18 protein-coding genes are annotated in these 18317 nt (G+C 45.9%); 1 reads left to right on the top strand and 17 read right to left on the bottom strand.

Features of this window, described 5'->3' with window-relative positions:
* The coding region (locus tag WJ238_RS09810; protein WP_337606826.1) for a cysteine desulfurase family protein at positions 1-898 on the bottom strand (898 nt) is incomplete at its 3' end.
* 30 nt (positions 899-928) lie between these two features.
* Positions 929-1390 (bottom strand): RrF2 family transcriptional regulator, encoded by a 462-nt coding sequence (locus WJ238_RS09805; RefSeq protein ID WP_230105935.1) that lies wholly within the window; start codon positions 1388-1390, stop codon positions 929-931.
* A gap of 126 nt (positions 1391-1516) precedes the next feature.
* On the opposite strand from WJ238_RS09805, the gene WJ238_RS09800 reads away from it, so the two are divergent.
* On the top strand, positions 1517-2881 hold the full coding sequence (locus WJ238_RS09800; RefSeq protein ID WP_337606825.1) for an oligosaccharide flippase family protein: 1365 nt from the start codon (positions 1517-1519) through the stop codon (positions 2879-2881).
* A 20-nt stretch (positions 2882-2901) separates the two neighbouring features.
* On the opposite strand, the gene WJ238_RS09795 is transcribed toward WJ238_RS09800, so the two are convergent.
* The 15 genes from WJ238_RS09795 to WJ238_RS09725 all read right to left on the bottom strand — a co-directional run.
* Positions 2902-4488 carry a chloride channel protein gene (locus tag WJ238_RS09795; protein WP_316269024.1) on the bottom strand — a complete coding sequence of 529 codons (1587 nt, stop codon included), beginning with the start codon at positions 4486-4488 and terminating at the stop codon, positions 2902-2904.
* Positions 4489-4539: 51 nt separating this feature from the next.
* A complete protein-coding gene (gene rseP / locus WJ238_RS09790; RefSeq protein WP_337606824.1) occupies positions 4540-5571 on the bottom strand; it encodes an RIP metalloprotease RseP in 1032 nt (343 codons plus the stop codon).
* Between the two features lie 13 nt (positions 5572-5584).
* A complete protein-coding gene (locus WJ238_RS09785) occupies positions 5585-6727 on the bottom strand; it encodes a 1-deoxy-D-xylulose-5-phosphate reductoisomerase (protein ID WP_230105931.1) in 1143 nt (380 codons plus the stop codon).
* 14 nt (positions 6728-6741) lie between these two features.
* Complete coding sequence (locus WJ238_RS09780) at positions 6742-7539, bottom strand: phosphatidate cytidylyltransferase (RefSeq protein ID WP_256193549.1); 798 nt, start codon at positions 7537-7539, stop codon at positions 6742-6744.
* A gap of 18 nt (positions 7540-7557) precedes the next feature.
* Positions 7558-8256 (bottom strand): undecaprenyl pyrophosphate synthase, encoded by a 699-nt coding sequence (uppS, locus tag WJ238_RS09775; RefSeq protein ID WP_230105929.1) that lies wholly within the window; start codon positions 8254-8256, stop codon positions 7558-7560.
* 106 nt (positions 8257-8362) lie between these two features.
* Positions 8363-8914: a ribosome recycling factor gene (frr, locus tag WJ238_RS09770; protein WP_230105928.1), complete on the bottom strand. Its 552-nt coding sequence runs from the start codon at positions 8912-8914 to the stop codon at positions 8363-8365.
* A gap of 29 nt (positions 8915-8943) precedes the next feature.
* Positions 8944-9639, bottom strand: a complete 696-nt coding sequence (gene pyrH / locus WJ238_RS09765; protein WP_316269029.1) for a UMP kinase — start codon at positions 9637-9639, stop codon at positions 8944-8946.
* Positions 9640-9749: 110 nt separating this feature from the next.
* The gene (locus tag WJ238_RS09760) at positions 9750-11111 is read right to left on the bottom strand and encodes an MATE family efflux transporter (RefSeq protein WP_337606822.1); all 1362 of its coding nucleotides are present in this window, start codon (positions 11109-11111) and stop codon (positions 9750-9752) included.
* A gap of 184 nt (positions 11112-11295) precedes the next feature.
* Positions 11296-12033: a tyrosine-type recombinase/integrase gene (locus tag WJ238_RS09755; RefSeq protein ID WP_337606821.1), complete on the bottom strand. Its 738-nt coding sequence runs from the start codon at positions 12031-12033 to the stop codon at positions 11296-11298.
* A 54-nt stretch (positions 12034-12087) separates the two neighbouring features.
* Entirely contained in the window at positions 12088-12627 is a 540-nt protein-coding gene (locus WJ238_RS09750; protein ID WP_256193546.1) for a stage II sporulation protein M, read from the bottom strand.
* Positions 12628-12712: 85 nt separating this feature from the next.
* On the bottom strand, positions 12713-13282 hold the full coding sequence (locus WJ238_RS09745) for an NUDIX domain-containing protein (RefSeq protein ID WP_316270237.1): 570 nt from the start codon (positions 13280-13282) through the stop codon (positions 12713-12715).
* A 96-nt stretch (positions 13283-13378) separates the two neighbouring features.
* Entirely contained in the window at positions 13379-14932 is a 1554-nt protein-coding gene (rny, locus tag WJ238_RS09740; RefSeq protein WP_230105922.1) for a ribonuclease Y, read from the bottom strand.
* 72 nt (positions 14933-15004) lie between these two features.
* A complete protein-coding gene (locus WJ238_RS09735; RefSeq protein ID WP_316264796.1) occupies positions 15005-15622 on the bottom strand; it encodes a regulatory protein RecX in 618 nt (205 codons plus the stop codon).
* Positions 15622-16662: a recombinase RecA gene (recA, locus tag WJ238_RS09730; protein ID WP_337606819.1), complete on the bottom strand. Its 1041-nt coding sequence runs from the start codon at positions 16660-16662 to the stop codon at positions 15622-15624. The genes WJ238_RS09735 and recA overlap by 1 nt, the downstream gene beginning before the upstream one ends.
* A 164-nt stretch (positions 16663-16826) precedes the next feature.
* Positions 16827-18317, bottom strand: a 1491-nt coding sequence (locus WJ238_RS09725; protein WP_337606818.1) for a sodium:solute symporter family transporter, incomplete at its 5' end; no start/stop codon positions are given.

Genomic DNA, 18317 nt, shown 5'->3' with positions numbered 1-18317 from the left:
TGAAGTTGGCATTGTTAGGCAGACGCTTTGTCCTCTCCCCGTTCAGCTTTGTATACGGAATTTCATCCAAAACACGGCCGATCAGATAATCACGAAGTTCTGTTTCCTTCCGCGCTCTTACATCCATCGTGTTCACTGCTCTTTCCACTGCTTTTCCAAGTCCGATGATGCCTGGTACATTTTCTGTTCCGGCGCGGCGTTTTCTCTCCTGTCCTCCTCCGTGGATGAAAGAACGGATTCTTACTCCCTTCCGGATATAGAGAAAACCGATTCCTTTCGGGCCGTTCAGCTTATGGCCGCTGGCACTTAACATATCAATGTGGCACTCATCTACATTGATGGGAACCTGTCCGAAAGCCTGCACAGCGTCTGTATGGAATAAAATGCCGTGTTCACTGGCAATCTTCCCGATTTCCTTAATAGGTTCGATCGTTCCGATCTCATTATTTGCAAACATAACAGAAATAAGGATGGTATCCGGGCGGATAGCCTTCTCAACTTCTTCCGGATGCACGGTTCCATTTTCATCCACATCCAGATAAGTCACTTCAAATCCTTTTCTTTCCAGATACTCTGCCGTATGGAGAATCGCATGATGCTCTATTTTTGTAGTAATAATGTGTTTTCCTTTTTCTCCATATGCTTCCGCCGTTGCTTTCAGGGCCCAGTTGTCGGATTCCGAACCACCGGCTGTAAAGTAAATCTCATTGCTCTTCGCTCCCAGCGCTTCAGCGATGATCTCTCTTTGCCTTGTCACTGCATCCTTGTTTTTGGAAGCAAAACTGTATACACTGGACGGATTTCCATAATTCTCCGTAAAATAAGGAAGCATGGCCTCCACTACTTCCGGCGCTGTTTTTGTTGTTGCTGCATTATCTAAATAAATCAGTTTTTCCATTTTCTCCTCCTATCTGCAGTCATTTTCTATCTATTTTCTGCTGCATGCTTTCTCTGTATTCTCCTCATTCTCGCCAAGAACTTTGCTCTCCTCCACCAGTTCATTCAGATGGATTTCATCTACAGTCTGATTGATACTGTCATTGATCTTTTGCCAGACATATTTCGTTACACAGTTGGCAGAAGCCTTGCACCCCTTTTCAGGATGGAAAGCAGCGCATTCAGCCGGTTCCAGCTTTCCCTCCAGAGCACGAAGCACATCTCCTACAGAAATCTCTTTTGCAGACTTTGCCAGCACATATCCTCCTGCCGCTCCCCGAATACTCTTTACAAGACCGGCTCTTTTCATGAGCGCCATCAGCTGTTCCAGATATCCTTCCGAAATATCCTGGCGCGCTGCAATACTGCTTATGGAAACAGGCTCTTCCTCGCTGTATCTTGCCAGATCAATAAGAGCGCGAAGCCCGTATCTTCCTTTTGTTGAAAGCTTCATTTTTCCACCTTCTTCCCAATCCCTAGTATTTTACTCGGAATTTCTATCAGTAGAATATCACCCGCCGGGTGTTCTGTCAAGGAGAAAATCGGAATATGCTGTAACAAGGCTACCTGGGAGTTTTCTATGGATCAGAAACACGCCATTATCAAAGGCGCATTTATTCTTACATTAACCGGTTTTGCTACCCGGTTTATCGGCTTTTTTTACCGTATCTTTTTAAGTCAGTCTTTCGGAGAGGAAAGCGTGGGGCTCTATCAGCTGATCTTTCCGGTTTATGCGCTCTGCTTTTCCCTGTGCTGTGCCGGTATTGAAACTGCCGTTGCAAGGAACGTGGCTGCAAGTTCTTCTCTGGGAGATAAAAAAAGGGCGGTTATATTTTTATACTGTGGCCTTTTTTTATCTTTCCTCCCCTCTTGTATCATGATGCTTCTTATGCAAAAGGAAGCAGATTTTATCGCTTCCTTCTTTTTAGGAGAACCGAGGTGTGCCCCTTTGCTTATTATCATCTCCTACGCCATGCCCTTTGCCGCTGTCCACAGCTGCATATGCGGGTACTATATCGGATTAAAAAAGACAAGGATACCAGCCATTTCACAGCTGGTTGAACAGATTGCCAGGGTGTGCTCTGTCTTCTTTCTTTACCGTTATTTTATGGAGCGCTCTTTGTCAGCCGGCATCTCTCTTGCTGCTGTCGGACTGGTAATGGGGGAAATATTTTCCTCCCTTTTTTCTCTCCACGCTTTTCGTAAAGAAAAAAGGCAGACGCTTCTTCCTGCTTCTGCAGTTCTTCCTCAAAAGCCGGGCAGCTGGAGAAATGGAATGAGGGGCATCCTTCAGACTTCTCTTCCTCTGACCGGCAACCGTGTACTTTTAAATATCCTCCAAAGCACAGAAGCCGTTTCCATCCCTGCAAAGCTCCAGATCTTCGGATTTTCTGTCAGTGACTCCTTAAGTATCTATGGGGTTCTGACCGGTATGGCTCTTCCCTGCATCCTCTTTCCATCAGCCATCACCAATTCCATCTCCACCATGCTCCTTCCCGCAGTTGCTGAAATCCAGGCTGGCGGAAGCATAAAAAAGCTTCGGGAAGTGATCCGGAAAGTCTTCTTCTGCTGTTTTGCCCTGGGGCTTGCCTGTTGCTTTGCTTTTCTCCTCTTTGGACAGCTGGCAGGGGAACTTCTTTTCCACAGCCGGATGGCCGGAGAGTTTATCATAACTCTGGCCTGGATATGTCCCTTCCTCTATACAAACAGCACTCTTCTTAGCGTCATCAACGGACTAGGAAAGGCCAACATTTCTTTTCTGCTTAATACAGCCGGACTGCTTCTTAGGATTGCCAGCGTCTTTTTCATGATTCCTCTTTCGGGAATCCGCGGATACTTGTGGGGACTTCTTATCAGCCAGGGAACTGTCTTTTTGTTGTGTCTTATGTATCTCGGACTTTACATAGCGTCAATATGCAAAAAGGAAAACAGGGGAGTAAAGTAATCATTCCCCTGTTCTCCTTTTTAATTCACATGAAAATCTGTCAGATTTTCACTGCATATTTTCCGGATTTCTCCGATTACCGCCGGACTGTCTGCTTCATCGGTCAAAAAGGCAAGGCAGTCCCCTGTTTGTATTTTTGTGCTTCCCCTTGGGATAATTTCCTCTTCTCCCCTTCGCACGGACACAAGTAGGCACCGCTCCGGCCATTCCACTTCCCGTATTCTCCTTCCTGCCGCACAGGAGCCAAGCATAACCGTACATTCTGTCAGTACTTTTTCTCCTCTCCTCTCAAGTACTTTTTCTCCTCTCTTTTTCAGAAGATTTCTAAGAAGGCTTTCATAAATCGGCTCTGAGCGCATTAAAGTCGCTACAATATAAGCCATGATAGACACAAGCGCCAGGGAGAGCATCTGATTGACAGAACCTGTCATTTCAAAAATAAGTATAATACCGGTCAGAGGCGCACGGACAATTGCCGTAAAATAGCCGGCCATGGCAAGAAGAACAAAGTTATTCAGGTAAATTTCCTCCAATCCGAAAAGGACATGACCTGCCTCCGCAAAAATACCTCCGATAAACGCACCGATGATCAGCATAGGAAAAAAGATTCCTCCCGGCGCACCGGAGCCAAAACTGACGGCGGAGAACAGAAATCTTCCCACCAGAAAAAATACCATGGTTCCAAGGGCCATCTCTCCTGCTGTCAACTCTTCAATAAGCATATGCCCTGTTCCCAGCATTTCAGGAGCAAAAAGCCCAATGACTCCCGCACACAAAAAGGGGATCAGGATTTTTCCTGTGTTTCCCATCCTTGTCATGCAGCTGTACAATGCCTGGATCTTCAGGGTAAACCAGTTATAAAACGCACCAAGAACGCCAAGCAGGACGCCAAGGGCAAGGATCATTCCATAATACTCTGTAGGCAGAACTTTCAGAAGTTCAAAAGAAAATACAGATTCTCTCCCCAGAATTGTTGTGGCAAGAAAATCTGCTGTAAGAGAAGCCGACATGACAGAAATCAGCACAGACACAGAGAAATTCTTATGAACTTCCTCCAAAGAGAACATAACTCCGGCAAGCGGCGCATGAAAGGCAGCGGCCAAACCTGCACTGGCGCCGCAGGTGAGCAGAAATTTTTCCTCCGTCTTTCCCCGGTCAAGAAGGCGTGACACAACTTTTCCCGCCATGGCCCCCAGCTGAATGGACGGACCTTCCCGTCCAAGAGCCAGACCGCCGAAAATGCAGAGAAATCCTCCTGCAAATTTTGCCGGAAGCACCCGCCACCAGGCCTGATCGATCTTCCCGGCAATCTCCCCTTCCAACTGCGGGATGCCGCTTCCTGAGATCAACGGTTCATATGAGACAAGTGCTGCTGTCAGCAGCGCCATTAAAACCAAAACCATGAACCAGCCGGCAATCAACAGCGGATGTCCGGTTATGAAGCTTAAGATCCTATTTAGCCAGTCCCCGGCGCATCCAAGGATCATTCGATATAAGATCACTACAAGTCCGCCAATCCCCCCGACGATTATCCCCTCGCCGATCAGAATAACCTGAAATCGTTCTGCACGACGGATTGTGGCGGAAATATTTTTATTTTCTTCCATTTTCTCATTCCTCCGAATCTATTTCTCCTGCAGAAAAAAAGAGGGTATTCTCTAGAAAAATACCCTCTGAATGTCATTGAACAGGACAACAACCATCAGCACCATCAAAACAACAATACCGGCAAAGTGTACATACCCCTCTTTTTCCGGCGAAATCCTCTTCCTCCGCACAGCCTCAATGGCGAGAAACACGAGTCGCCCTCCATCGAGTGCCGGAAGAGGAAGCAGATTCATTACCCCCAGGTTGGCTGATATCAGGATCGCAATGTTCAGCATGTTCACGGTCACTGTCAGCGCTCCATAATCTCTTGTCTCCTTATAGGTGGAATCTACCACATCCACAATTCCTACCGGCCCGGAAAGCTGGTCTATTCCAATCTGCCCTGTAACAAGCATTTTCAGACTGGACAAAGTCGTGTCGATCCAGTATTTCACCTCGTAAGCACTGTACTGCAATGTTTTAAGAGGCGTTGCCCTGGTATTTCCCGCTCCGTTGATTCCAAGAAGATAATAGGATATCTCTTCATTATACTTTGGCTGCAGGATCACTCCCCGCTCTATTCCGTCCCTCTCAAAGATAATCTCCACTTCTTCCCCCTGGTGGAACTGATTGTAAGTCTTCACCTCTCGGAAAAGATGGATATTCTTTCCATTGATCTCCACTATCCGGTCTCCGGGCTGCAGATCTGCCTCTTGTGCCGGATATCCTTCGTCGAGAGATCCGATCACCGGCTCGTCATATCCCACGAAAGCGATCAGCACTATCGCACAGACAAAAGCCAGGATAAAGTTAAAGACAGGACCTGCAGCAATGACGGAAATCCTTGCCCACACTGATTTATTATTGAAATTGGCAGGTGAATCCGTTGCCTCGTCATCTTCCCCCATTGCACAGTATCCTCCGATCGGAAAGATCCTGACCGCATAGAGTGTTCCATGATACTCCTTTGCAAAAAGGGCCGGCCCCATTCCGATCGCAAATTCCTGTACCTCAATGCCATTGAGCTTTGCCAGAACAAAATGTCCCAGCTCGTGAAAAAATATGATAAAACTGAAGATTAAAATTGCAATGATGATTCCCAAATTCTACCTCCTGCTATTTCCTGCTGTTGATATATTCATATACCCCCTCTTCCGTATCCAATATCTCTTCAAGAGACGGCTGTTCCACATTTTTGTGTCTTTCCATACATTCCTTTATAATCTTCGGGATTTCCAGATAACCGATTTTCCGCTCCAGGAAAAGCTGCACTGCCCGCTCATTTGCCGCATTAAACACCGTAGGCAGGCTGCCGCCTCTTCTTCCTGCTTCGTATGCAAGGGCAAGACCGTAAAATGTATCGGTATCCGGCTTTTCAAAGTCCAGTTTTCCCAGATTCCAGAAATCCAGCCGTTCGCCCGGCAGATACCTCCGCTCCGGATAGTAAAGAGCATACTGTATAGGAAGCTTCATATCCGGAGTGCCAAGCTGAGCAATCACCGCTCCGTCCTCATATTCCACCATGGAGTGAATGACGCTCTGGGGCTGAACCACAACCTGAATCTGACTGACATCCACATCAAAAAGCCACTTTGCCTCGATCACTTCCAAGCCTTTGTTTACCATGGTAGAGGAATCAATGGTAATCTTCCTTCCCATCTCCCAATTTGGGTGTTTCAGTGCATCCTCCACCTGGATATCTGCAAGTTCTTCTCTTTTCTTTCCTCTGAAAGGTCCTCCTGATGCAGTAAGAAGGATCTTTTTCACAGCCTTTTGCTGTCCTCCCTGAAGAGACTGGAAAATAGCGCTGTGTTCACTGTCCACCGGTAGAATAGAAACTCCGTTTTCTTTTGCAAGAGGCATAATAAGATGACCTGCTGTCACTAAAGTTTCTTTATTTGCAAGAGCAATATCTTTTCCCGCCTTTATAGCTTCCATTGTAGGACGTATGCCGATCATTCCGACAATTGCTGTTACCAGTATCTCCATTTCCTCAAATGCTGATACCTGGATCAGCCCATCCATACCGGAAACAATCTTAACCGGCAGGTCTTTTACTCTCTCTTTCAGCTCTTTCGCCTTCTTTTCATCCCATACAGCGGCAATACGGGGCGCAAACTCACGGATCTGTTCTTCCAGAAGCCGGATATTGCTTCCGGCTGCCAGAGCAGTCACTTCAATATCCTTATTTTCCCTTACCACTTCCAGGGTCTGAGTTCCAATGGAACCAGTAGAGCCAAGAATCCCTATTTTCTTCATTTTCTTTCCGCCTCCTATCCAAGCAGCACTGTCAGATAATAGATGACCGGAGCTGTAAAGATCACGCTGTCAAACCGATCCAGGATCCCTCCGTGGCCCGGGATCAGCTTTCCATAATCCTTGATCTCATGGTTTCTTTTAATAGCTGAAGCGGCAAGATCCCCGATCTGGGAAATAATGCCTCCGATTCCGCATATCAGTGCATAGAATGCCGGCGAAACTTCCGCCTGCGCCCAGTGATTCATGGCCAGTGAGAATAATGCTCCAAGAAGAGCCGCTCCAAGTACACCGCCCACTCCTCCTTCTATAGATTTTTTCGGGCTTAACTTAGGCGCCATTTTATGCTTTCCGATAAGCATGCCTACACAGTAAGCACAGGTATCGCATCCCCAGGAACTTAAGAAGATCAGCCACACTGCCACTCCGCCGTCCGGCAGCATTCTTGTCTGATAAACATAGGAGAGCATGACTGCTACGTAAAACAGTCCAAAATAGGTAACCATCACCTGTTCCGTACGGTACTTTGGAAATGCGAAAACATAGACCGCCATCACCACTACAAGGAACAGGACCAAAAGGGCTGTCACCATTTCCATTCTTCCTGTAAACAACAGCCCATAGTAAACCATTGCCGCCAGATAACCCGCAATGCCCAGGCTTACTCTTTCCACTTTTACTACTTTATAAAGTTCACTCATGCCGATCAAACTGATCACCGCCAGGACTCCGAACAGCAGATTGCCTCCGTATCCCACAGTAATGATCAGCACGATCACCAGTATGATCCCACTTAAAAGTCTCGTTTTAAACATCTGTTATTCCTCCCTCTCCTACACCTTCCCATATCGGCGGTCTCTGGCATTATACTGTTCGATTGCTTTCCAAAGTTCCTCCTTTGAAAAATCAGGCCAGAGTACGTCTGTGAAGTAGAACTCGGAATATGCCAGCTGCCACAGCAGATAGTTGGAAAGACGTTCCTCACCGCTTGTGCGGATCAAAAGATCCGGATCGGGAATATCATGTGTATCCAGATAGGACTCAAAACAGGACTCATCAACAGACTTCGGATCCAGAATCCCGGAAGCCGCATCCTGGGCAATTCTTCTGACAGCACGTAGAATTTCATCCCTGCTTCCGTAATTAATAGCAATCTGAAAATTCAGCCCTCCATTATTGACGGTAGCTGCTTCCAGCTCATTGATCCGATCCTGAATGTCCTGTGCCAGCCTGGTTTTGTCTCCAATGACACGTATCTTCATATCATTTTTTTCTGCTGTTTTCAGGCAAGTTTTCATATAATTACGGAGCAGCTTCATCAGCGCATCCACCTCATCTTTGGGGCGGTTCCAGTTCTCCGTGGAAAAAGCATAAACGGTAAGATACTTTATTCCCATCCTCCAGGCCTCTTCGCAGATTTTTTCTACTGTTTTACTCCCCTGTGCGTGGCCGTAATTTCTGGGCATTCCCTTAGATTTTGCCCATCGTCCGTTTCCGTCCAGGATGATCGCCACATGTCTTGGTATATTCATCACCAAATTCCTCCTGCTATGTTCTTTTATCGGGAAAAGGCATTACGCCTGACGCTTTAAACGGGGACACTATTTTCATGTCCCCGTCCCCGTTTTGTCCTTTCGTTTAAACTGTCATGACTTCTTTTGACTTATGCTCTACTGATTTTTCTGCTTCTGCCACATATTTATCAGTCAGTTTCTGCAGCTGGTCTTCCAGATCTTTGATCTCATCCTCTGAGACGTCGCTTCCTTTCAGTTTTTTGAAGGCATCATTTCCATCTCTTCTGATATTTCGGATCGCTACCTTTGCCTGTTCTCCCTTTTTCTTTACATCTTTTACCAGCTCTTTCCTGCGCTCTTCTGTAAGTTCCGGAAATACCAGGCGTACTGTAGTTCCGTCGTTTGTAGGATTGATGCCCAGATCTGACATATTGATAGCTTTTTCAATCACCTTGAGCATACTCTTTTCCCATGGCTGGATCTGTATCATACGGGCTTCCGGTACAGAAATGTTTGCAACCTGCTGAATCGGCGTCGGTGTTCCATAGTAATCTACCGTAATCTTATTGAGCACATTCGGGTTGGCACGGCCGGCACGTATTGTGGCCAGCTCTCCGTCCAGGTTTGCCAGTGTCTTTTTCATTTTTTCTTCATATACCTGCAGTTTTTCGTTCATAGTAATTTCCTCCCTTATCTTTCTTTATACTACACGGTCACTTTTGTACCGGTAAAGGTTCCTGACATAGTGTTCACAATACTGTTTTCTTCGCCCAGTCCGAACACCAGCATGGGCATTTTATTTTCCAGACACATAATGGACGCTGTCAGATCCACGGCCATCAACTTTTTATCGATAATTTCCTGAATGGAAATCTCATCATACTTCACCGCATTTGGATTTACCTTGGGATCGCTGTCATAGATACCGTCGATTGCCTTTGCAAGAAGCATGGCATCCGCCTCAATCTCGATTGCCCGAAGAACGGCTCCCGTATCTGTAGAAAAGTACGGATGTCCGGTTCCCCCTGCAAAAAAGATTACTTTCCCTTCTTCCAGCGCTTCCACTGCCTTATCTTTGGAAAACAGTGTTGTAAATGCTCCGCACACAAAAGGAGTGAACACTTCCGTTTTCATACCTACATGGCGGAAAATATCTGATACATAAATACAGTTCATCACTGTTGCCAGCATCCCGATCTGATCTGCTTTTGTACGGTCGATCGTTTCACTGGTTCTTCCTCTCCAGAAATTTCCCCCTCCTGTCACAATAGCAATCTGATATCCGTCATCTGCAAGTGTTTTCACCTGACGGGCAACTCCAATGCAAGTCGCCTCATCAAATCCGGTCTTTTTATCTCCTGCAAGCGCTTCTCCGCTTAACTTTAACAATACTCTTTTCATAAAGTCATGCTCCTTATTTTCCAACATAATGAGATGCACACCTGGTATTCTTCATTTGTGCATACCTAAGGTAAAGTATAGCATAGGTTCTCTGAAAATGGAATAAATGATCACCCTTTTCTGACAGCTTTTTTTCTCTTTCCCTCTCTGTTTTTAGTATAAACAATACCAAAATACATAATCAGAAGAAGGCCGCCTGCCAAAATCCAGGCAGCGGGGCTGGCCATGCATGTTCCTATATAGCTTCCGCGGGAAGCGGAAATAAGAGCAACACTTCCTCTTCCGATCAGCTCTGCCACACCTGCCAGCATTGGGAGCAGTCCGTATCCCATTCCCTGTATCCCATTCCTGTAAATGTTGACAACAGCCAAAGGAATAAAAGTAACAGCCACACATTTCAGATAGATATCTGCAAGATGCATAATCTCATTCACCTGTTCTGATACAAAAAGAATGGTGAGATATTTCCCTCCCAAAATGACAGCAGCTCCTGTCAGGACCGCATAGATACATCCGATCAGAGTGGACGCTCCAAATCCTTGCCTGATCCGGTCAAATCTTCCCGCCCCTGTATTCTGTGCGCAGTAAGTTGCCATCGCTGTCCCCAGGGCGACATATGCCTGTGTCACTACCTGCTCGATCTTGCTGGCTGCCGCAAACCCTGCAACTGCCAGTGATCCCAGCGTATTCAGGGCAGCCTGGACCATGATAGTTCCCACTGCAGTAATGGAATACTGCAGTGCCATAGGAAGACCGATCTTCATCTGCCATCCAGCCATACTCCAGTTTATCTTCCAATCCTCCTTTTTCAGATGGAGTTCTGGAACCTTTTTCCCGATGTATACAAGACACAGTAGTCCCGATACACCCTGTGAGATCACCGTCGCGAAAGCCGCTCCCGCCGCTCCCATGTGGAACACAATAATAAACACAAGATCCAGTACCACATTCAAAAATGCCGCCAGTACAAGGAAATATAAGGGCACTTTACTGTTGCCGAGAGCACGCAGAATGCTGGCCAAAAGGTTATAGAGCACCTGAGCCGCAATTCCCCCGCAGATTACCATAATATATCCGTAAGCTTCCCCATAAATGTCTGAAGGCGTATTCATCCACGCCAGAATCTGTTTCATTGCAAGCATACTGCCCACTGTCATAATGACGGATATGGCTGCAGACAAAATTGCCGCTGATGCGACAGACTGCCGCACAGCCTTTTTGTTTCCGGCCCCGAAATACTGTGAAGTGATCACGGTAAATCCTGCCGTAAGTCCAAGTAAGAATCCCAGGATCAAAAACATAATTGTTCCGCAGGATCCCACCGCCGCCAGTGCCTGCGGCCCTACAAACTTCCCTACGATCACTGCGTCCGCCATATTATACAGCTGCTGAAATATATTTCCGATAAAAATGGGTATCGTAAAGTTCAAAATGGCCCTTCCCGGGCTTCCTACTGTCATGTCTTTTTCCATTTTTGTTTCCTCCTGCATTTTTTACGCAAACGTTAATCATTATACCGAACCTCGATTTCGAATGCAAGAGGGATAGAGCCAATTTTCCCGTCATACAACAAAAAAGGACATCCGTCCGGAATGTCCTTTCGTTTTCCCATAATGCGTCAAATATTTGTAAAATTCCCGTTATGAAACTGCCGTCTTAGGAATGCCGAAGCATACTTGGAGTGATAGTCCCTTTGATTCCGGCTTTTGCCGCATACCCTTTCAGTATCTTCCAAAAGCCCTGCCGGCTCATTTTCTTTCCGCTGATATTTGGAAAGAGGACGTCGGAATCACGGCCTTTCAAAAGTGGCTCTCTTCCACTTTTTAAATAAGTACGCAAAGCTTTCAATGCCTGTTTATCAATCGGATATGCATTTTCATTTCCGCTAAGGCTGCACTGCAGATATCCCATTTCCATGTTGATATCCTGAACCCTCAGAGCTACAAGTTCTTCCACCATAATTCCGGTAGAATACAAAAGTTCTATCATTGCCTTGTCTCGAAGAAGCTTCGGAGTCTTGCCGGAAGGTACGGAAAGAACCTTCTCCACATCTTCCTTTGTCGCACTCTTTGGTTCCCTTCTTTCTACCTTCGGACTTGTCAGACAATCTGATACATCTTCCGTAATATATTTCTTTTTCAGCAGATAATGAAAGAATCCCTTTATTGAAGCGACATTTCTTGATATCGTTGTATTCGTCAGCTGCTGTTTTTCCATAAAAAGCATATATGAAGTCAAATTTGTGGAAGTAACTTCATCCGCTTTATAGATATCCTGTCCTGTCAAATAGCGCACAAGTTTCATCAAATCGCGGCGATACGCCATCTCCGTATTGACAGATATTCCCTTTGTCGCTTTTAAATACTCAACATACTCTAAAACTATTTTCTCCATATTCTTTTATCTCCCATCGTATAACTTAGATTATACGAAGAAAATTCAAAAAAATCAAATTGTTTTTAGCACAATTTTCATAAAAATCGGATTTGTGTAACACTCCAATATAATTCCGACTAAAATCACTGCCGCTACTGCTATCGTTTTTGTCAAATTCCAGCGTATCTGCGGATAAAGATACAGATGCCACAGCACAAGCCCATATCCCGCTGCATAAAAGATTCCCTGCGGAAGAAGCGCCGCTAGACATACAATAATTCCCTTTATTCCAAGCTGCATGATAGCTGCCGTAAACAGAATACCCAGCAGGAAGCCTGTCCAGGCCAGTACTCCTGCCGCTGCCCACCGCCGAAATTTTATTTTCCCGGCCAAAGCAAGAAGCACAAGCGGCAGAATCCTTATCGGCAGGATATACCAGAAATACTCTTCAGCCTGAATTTCCGTATGAAGATACTGGCTCATATAATATTCACTGAACATTCCGCCCGAAGAAAGATATTGCCCAGACATAATATTCGTATACAAAATTCCCAAAAGGAACCCCGCCATACAGAAAATGAAAAAAATTCTGCCATAATCCCTTGTTTTCACCCGCATACCTCCATGCCTGACTCTCATGTCACAAGATATTTCATTATATGCCGGCTATTCAAGGATATGCCTTTCCTGTATTCTTTTATTTTCCTGTCTTCCTCTTCTCCATCCGGTCCTGACAATATTTTACTTCATAAGCCAGAATTGCCGCTACTGTTTTGGAGTCCTGAAGCTCACCGGAAAAAATCTTCTCCTTCAGTTCTTCCATTGTATACGCTTCCACATCAATAAATTCATCCTCATCAAGATGCTGTCTGGAAGGGATCAGATTACGGGCCGCAAACACCTCAATCCTCTCGTTACAGAACGCTACTGTTGTGTGCAGTGTCAAAAGCGGTTCCAGATGTTCGCACCGGTATCCCGTCTCTTCTTCCAATTCCCTGGATGCGCATTCAATGCCTGGTTCTTTCGGATCATCCAGCTTTCCGGCCGGTATTTCTATCGTTTCCCTCTCCAGGGCATTGCGGTATTGTCTCACCATCAGGATCCTTCCATCCGGCAGCGCCGGAATAACAGCGGCTGCTCCGTCATGATGGATATAATCCCATTTGGCCGTATGTCCGTCCGGAAATTCCATAGTATCTTCGTATATATCAATCACTGCGCCTTTATGCACCAATTCTCTTTTTATTCTTTTGATCTCTTCACTCATAATTTTTATTCTCTCCTGTCCATATAAAATAAAGTGGATTCCCCTACTAAAAAAGAGTTCCGCTCACGGAACTCTTTTTTATTTCAGACTTATCATCTATTTGGCATAATCTGTAACCCTTGATTCCCGGATTACATTTACCTTTATCTGTCCTGGATACTCCAATTCATACTCAATCTGCTTGGAAATATCTCTTGCCAGTAATACCATATCTGCATCAGATACTTGTTCTGGAACTACCATAATACGAATCTCTCTACCGGCCTGAATAGCAAAAGATTTCTCAACACCCTTAAACTGGTTGCTGATATCTTCTAATTGTTTTAATCTGTTTGTATATGTTTCGATGGTTTCTCTTCTTGCGCCAGGTCTTGCAGCTGAAATAGTGTCTGCCGCCTGAACCACGCACGCAATCAGGGATTCTGGCTCCACATCGCCATGATGAGCTTCTACCGCATTGATCACAGTTGCTGATTCTTTGTACTTTCTGCAAAGTTCTACACCAATCTGGATATGGGATCCTTCTACATCATGATCGATGGATTTACCGATATCATGTAAAAGTCCAGCTCTCTTTGCAAGACGCACATCCAATCCAATCTCGCCTGCAAGAAGACCTGCCAGCTGCGCAACTTCAATAGAATGTTTCAGCGCATTCTGACCATAGCTGGTACGGAATTTCATTCTTCCAAGGAGTCTGATAAGCTCCGGATGGATTCCGTGAACACCTACTTCAAGAGCAGCCGCCTCTCCTTCTTCCCGGATAACAGCTTCCACTTCTTTCTGTGCTTTCTCCACCATCTCCTCAATCCTTGCGGGATGAATACGTCCGTCAACAATCAGCTTTTCAAGGGCAATTCTTGCAACCTCTCTTCGGATCGGATCAAATCCAGACAATACAACCGCTTCCGGTGTATCATCAATAATAAGTTCTACACCTGTCAGGGTTTCCAGCGTCCGGATATTTCTTCCTTCACGTCCGATGATTCTTCCTTTCATTTCATCGCTTGGGAGCTGTACAACAGAAATTGTTGTCTCAGCCACATGATCTGCAGCACATCTCTGGATAGCAGTCACGACATAATCCTTTGCCTTTTTCTCTGCTTCTTCCTTCGCCTGCGCTTCCATTTCCTTTATCATTTTTGCAGTATCATGTTTCACATCGTCTTCAACAGTTTTTAACAAATACTCTTTTGCCTGTTCGGAGGTAAGTCCTGAGATTCTTTCTAGTTCCTGTACTCTTTGCTTGCTCAGCTCTTCCACCTTTGCTTCTCTGGCTTTAAGCTGCTCTTCTTTTGCTGTAAATCCTGCTTCGCGCTTCTCGATCGCTTCGGCCTTTTTGTCCAGAGATTCCTCTTTGGATAAGACTCTCTTCTCATAACGCTGTAATTCCGCCCGACGTTCCTTTGTCTCTTTCTCGAGCTCATTCTTCGTTCTGATAGATTCTTCTTTAATCTCTAAGAGGGATTCCTTTTTCTTGGCCTCTGCCGTCTTCACTGCGTCATCAATGATCTCACGGGCCTTGCTTTCCGCACTTCCGATTTTAGAATCTGCATTCTTCTTCAGATTGGAAACCGTGACGAAATGACTGATGACTGCTGCTGCTATAACGAGCACTGCAGCTACAGCAATAAATATTCCATACGGCACAGGAGCACCTCCTTATTTAATTTTCATTGTACAAATACAACAGTTAAATTTTATACTGTTTTCACAAAGATGTCAAGCATTCCAATCGGGAACTTGTATCACTTGACGGATATCCTCATAGCGAAAGCCTTTCCTTGTCAGATATGCGCACAATTTCTGTTTTTCTTTAGAAGTTGCCGTCGCCGGATCATAATGCCTTTTCTTGGCAAGACGGCGGATAGCATCCAGTGCATCTTCCTGCCCGTACACTTCCTCCAGCGCACTTTCCACCTCTTCCCTTGAAAGTCCTTTTTGTAGAAGAAGACTCTGGATTTCCCGCCTGCTTTTGCTTTTCTTACGGTTTTCGGCGAAACGTCTTGCATAATCTTCGTCATTCACATACCCAAACGACTTCACATAGTCCAGTGCGTCCTGGACCGCCTCCTTTGGATAGCCCCCCTCTTCCAGCTTGGACCGAAGCTGGCTTTCTGTCCTTTCCATGGCATTCAGAAGGTGCATGGCGCGAAGCCTTGCCCGCTTTCTTATTACTTCCTCAATCTGAGCCAGCACAGTCTCTTCCAGAACAGCTCCCTCCCGGATATGATAACGGGACAGCTCGCCTTTGTACAAGACAAAGGCGGGCTGTCCGTCCAAAAATACTCTGTATTTTGTTTTTCCTCCTGCCACAGCTTCAATCTGTGTCACTGTCATTATTCTTCCTCTTTCTTCTCTGCCTCGTCATCCTCTGTCGCGCTGCCGTCAATGTGATAATGGGCTCTTACCTTTGCTTCCAGCTCCTCCATAACATCAGGATGCTCTGTCAGATAGTTCTTGGCATTCTCTCTTCCCTGGCCGATCTTATTTCCATTGTATGCATACCAGGCTCCGCTCTTATTTACAAGGTTAATATTGGTTGCAAGATCCAGAATATCTCCTTCTTTTGAGATTCCTTTTCCGAACATGATGTCAAACTCTGCCTCTTTAAACGGAGGCGCGATCTTGTTCTTCACGATCTTGACACGCACATGATTTCCTACCATCTCGCCGCCCTGCTTCAAAGTCTCCGTTCTTCGAATGTCCATTCTCACAGAAGCATAAAATTTCAAAGCACGTCCGCCTGTGGTCGTTTCCGGATTTCCGAACATTACTCCCACTTTTTCCCTGAGCTGATTAATAAAGATCACCACGCAGTTGGATTTGCTGATAACCGGGGTCAGCTTTCTAAGCGCCTGGGACATCAGCCTTGCCTGAAGACCTACATGGCTGTCTCCCATATCTCCTTCTATCTCCTGTTTCGGCACCAGGGCCGCAACAGAGTCAATTACAATAATATCCATAGCTCCGGAACGCACCATTGTCTCCGAAATCTCCAGCGCCTGATCTCCACTGTCCGGCTGTGAGATATACAGCTCGTCAATATCTACGCCTATATTTTTAGCATAAACCGGATCCAGCGCATGTTCCGCATCAATAAATCCGGCAATTCCTCCTCTTTTCTGTACTTCTGCGATCATATGGAGGGCAACCGTTGTCTTTCCACTTGATTCCGGTCCGTAAATTTCAACGACACGTCCCCTCGGAACGCCTCCCACTCCTAAAGCCAGATCAAGGCTCAAAGATCCGGTGGGGATCGTTTCTACAGCCACCTGCGCCTTGGGATCGCCCAGTTTCATCACCGTACCTTTTCCGAAGTCCTTCTCTAATTTTGCAATCGCTGCATCCAGCGCTTTTATCTTCTCTTCATTAGCCATAACATACTCTCCTTGCTGACACGAACGAATGTTCGCTCTTACTGTTTTATATACTATTATAGTTGCTTTCAAATGTCAATACACTTTTATTAAAACCTTTTGCGCAGACATAATTATAACACAGCATCTTTGAATATGTCAACCTATATACAAAGTCTCTTGCCTTAATCCTCCTTCAGGGAATGCTTCTTTTTGACGGTAACTCTCTCCTCATAGCAGGCAAAAATTCCATCCAGGTGATCCTTTGACAGTTTAGGCGTTGCCAGACTCACCACTGGAACGATGATCATTCCGGCAAGCATGGCAATAGCCCCCGCATTGATAGAAGACTCAATGTAATGAAGAAACATATTGGACACTGTAATTCCCACTCCTGCTATAAAACTTGCCCATACAGCCGCTCTTGTCACGCCCTTCCAGTACAGACCGTACATGAACGGCGCCAGAAACGCACCTGCCAGAGCTCCCCATGAAATTCCCATAAGCTGTGCAATAAAGGCAGGCGGATCCAGAGCGATGACAACGGACAGTACAATGAAGAACACGATCAGCACCTGCATCACCGCAACCTGCTTTTTTTCACTCATCTTTTTAAACACAGTGTCTTTCAGAAAATCCAGCGTCAGGGTAGAGCTTGAAGTCAGGACCAGTGAGGAAAGCGTGGACATGGACGCCGAAAGCACCAGTATTACTACGATTCCCACCAATATATCCGGAAGCCTGGATAGCATAAAAGGAATAATGCTGTCATAAACCACCGCTCCGCTTCCGTCATAAATCTCTGCCGAATCAAACAATCTTCCAAATCCTCCAAGGAAGTAACATCCCCCTGAAATCACAACTGCAAATAAAGTAGAGATCACTGTTCCGGTATGGATAGATTTTTCATCCCGGATGGCATAAAATTTATGGATCATCTGTGGGAGTCCCCAGGTCCCCAGGGAAGTAAGGATCACCACCCCGAGAAGATTCAGAGGATCCGGACCAAAAAATGAGGTAAACGCTCCCGGCTGCCCCATAGTGACAGGAACGTCGCTTGGAATTTCAGCCATCTTGCCGACCGCTTCCATAAATCCGCCCTGCCCGCTCAGTACAGCTCCTATTACGGCAACAATACCGATCAGCATAATGATCCCCTGAATAAAATCATTGATCGCTGTAGCCATATATCCACCCAGTATCACATACACAGCCGTGATAACTGCCATGATCACAACGCACCATGCATAAGGAATATGGAACGCCATCTCAAAAAGCCTGGACAGCCCATTATAAATAGACGCTGTATACGGCACAAGAAAAATAAATACAATCGCTGAAGCAGTAATTTTCAAAGACCTGCTCTCGTATCTGCTTCCGAAGAAGTCCGGCATGGTCCTTGATTTCAGATGCTGGCTCATAACCCGCGTCCTCCTGCCCAGGATCACCCAGGCTAAAAGGCTGCCGATCACTGCATTCCCAATACCGATCCATGTTGAAGCCAGACCGTACTTCCAGCCAAACTGCCCGGCATATCCTACAAATACCACAGCAGAGAAATAAGAGGTCCCATAGGCAAAAGCGGTAAGCCACGGGCCGACAGCGCTGCCGCCCAGTACAACTCCGTCTACACTGCTGGTATGTCTTCTTGCATAAATCCCAACTGCTATCATAAC

It is taken from the genome of Claveliimonas sp., assembly GCF_037273965.1.
In the GTDB taxonomy this organism is placed as follows: Bacteria; Bacillota; Clostridia; order Lachnospirales; family Lachnospiraceae; genus Claveliimonas; species Claveliimonas bilis.
Note: the sequence above shows the minus strand (reverse complement) of the source record. Positions and strands in the feature narration are given on the sequence as shown.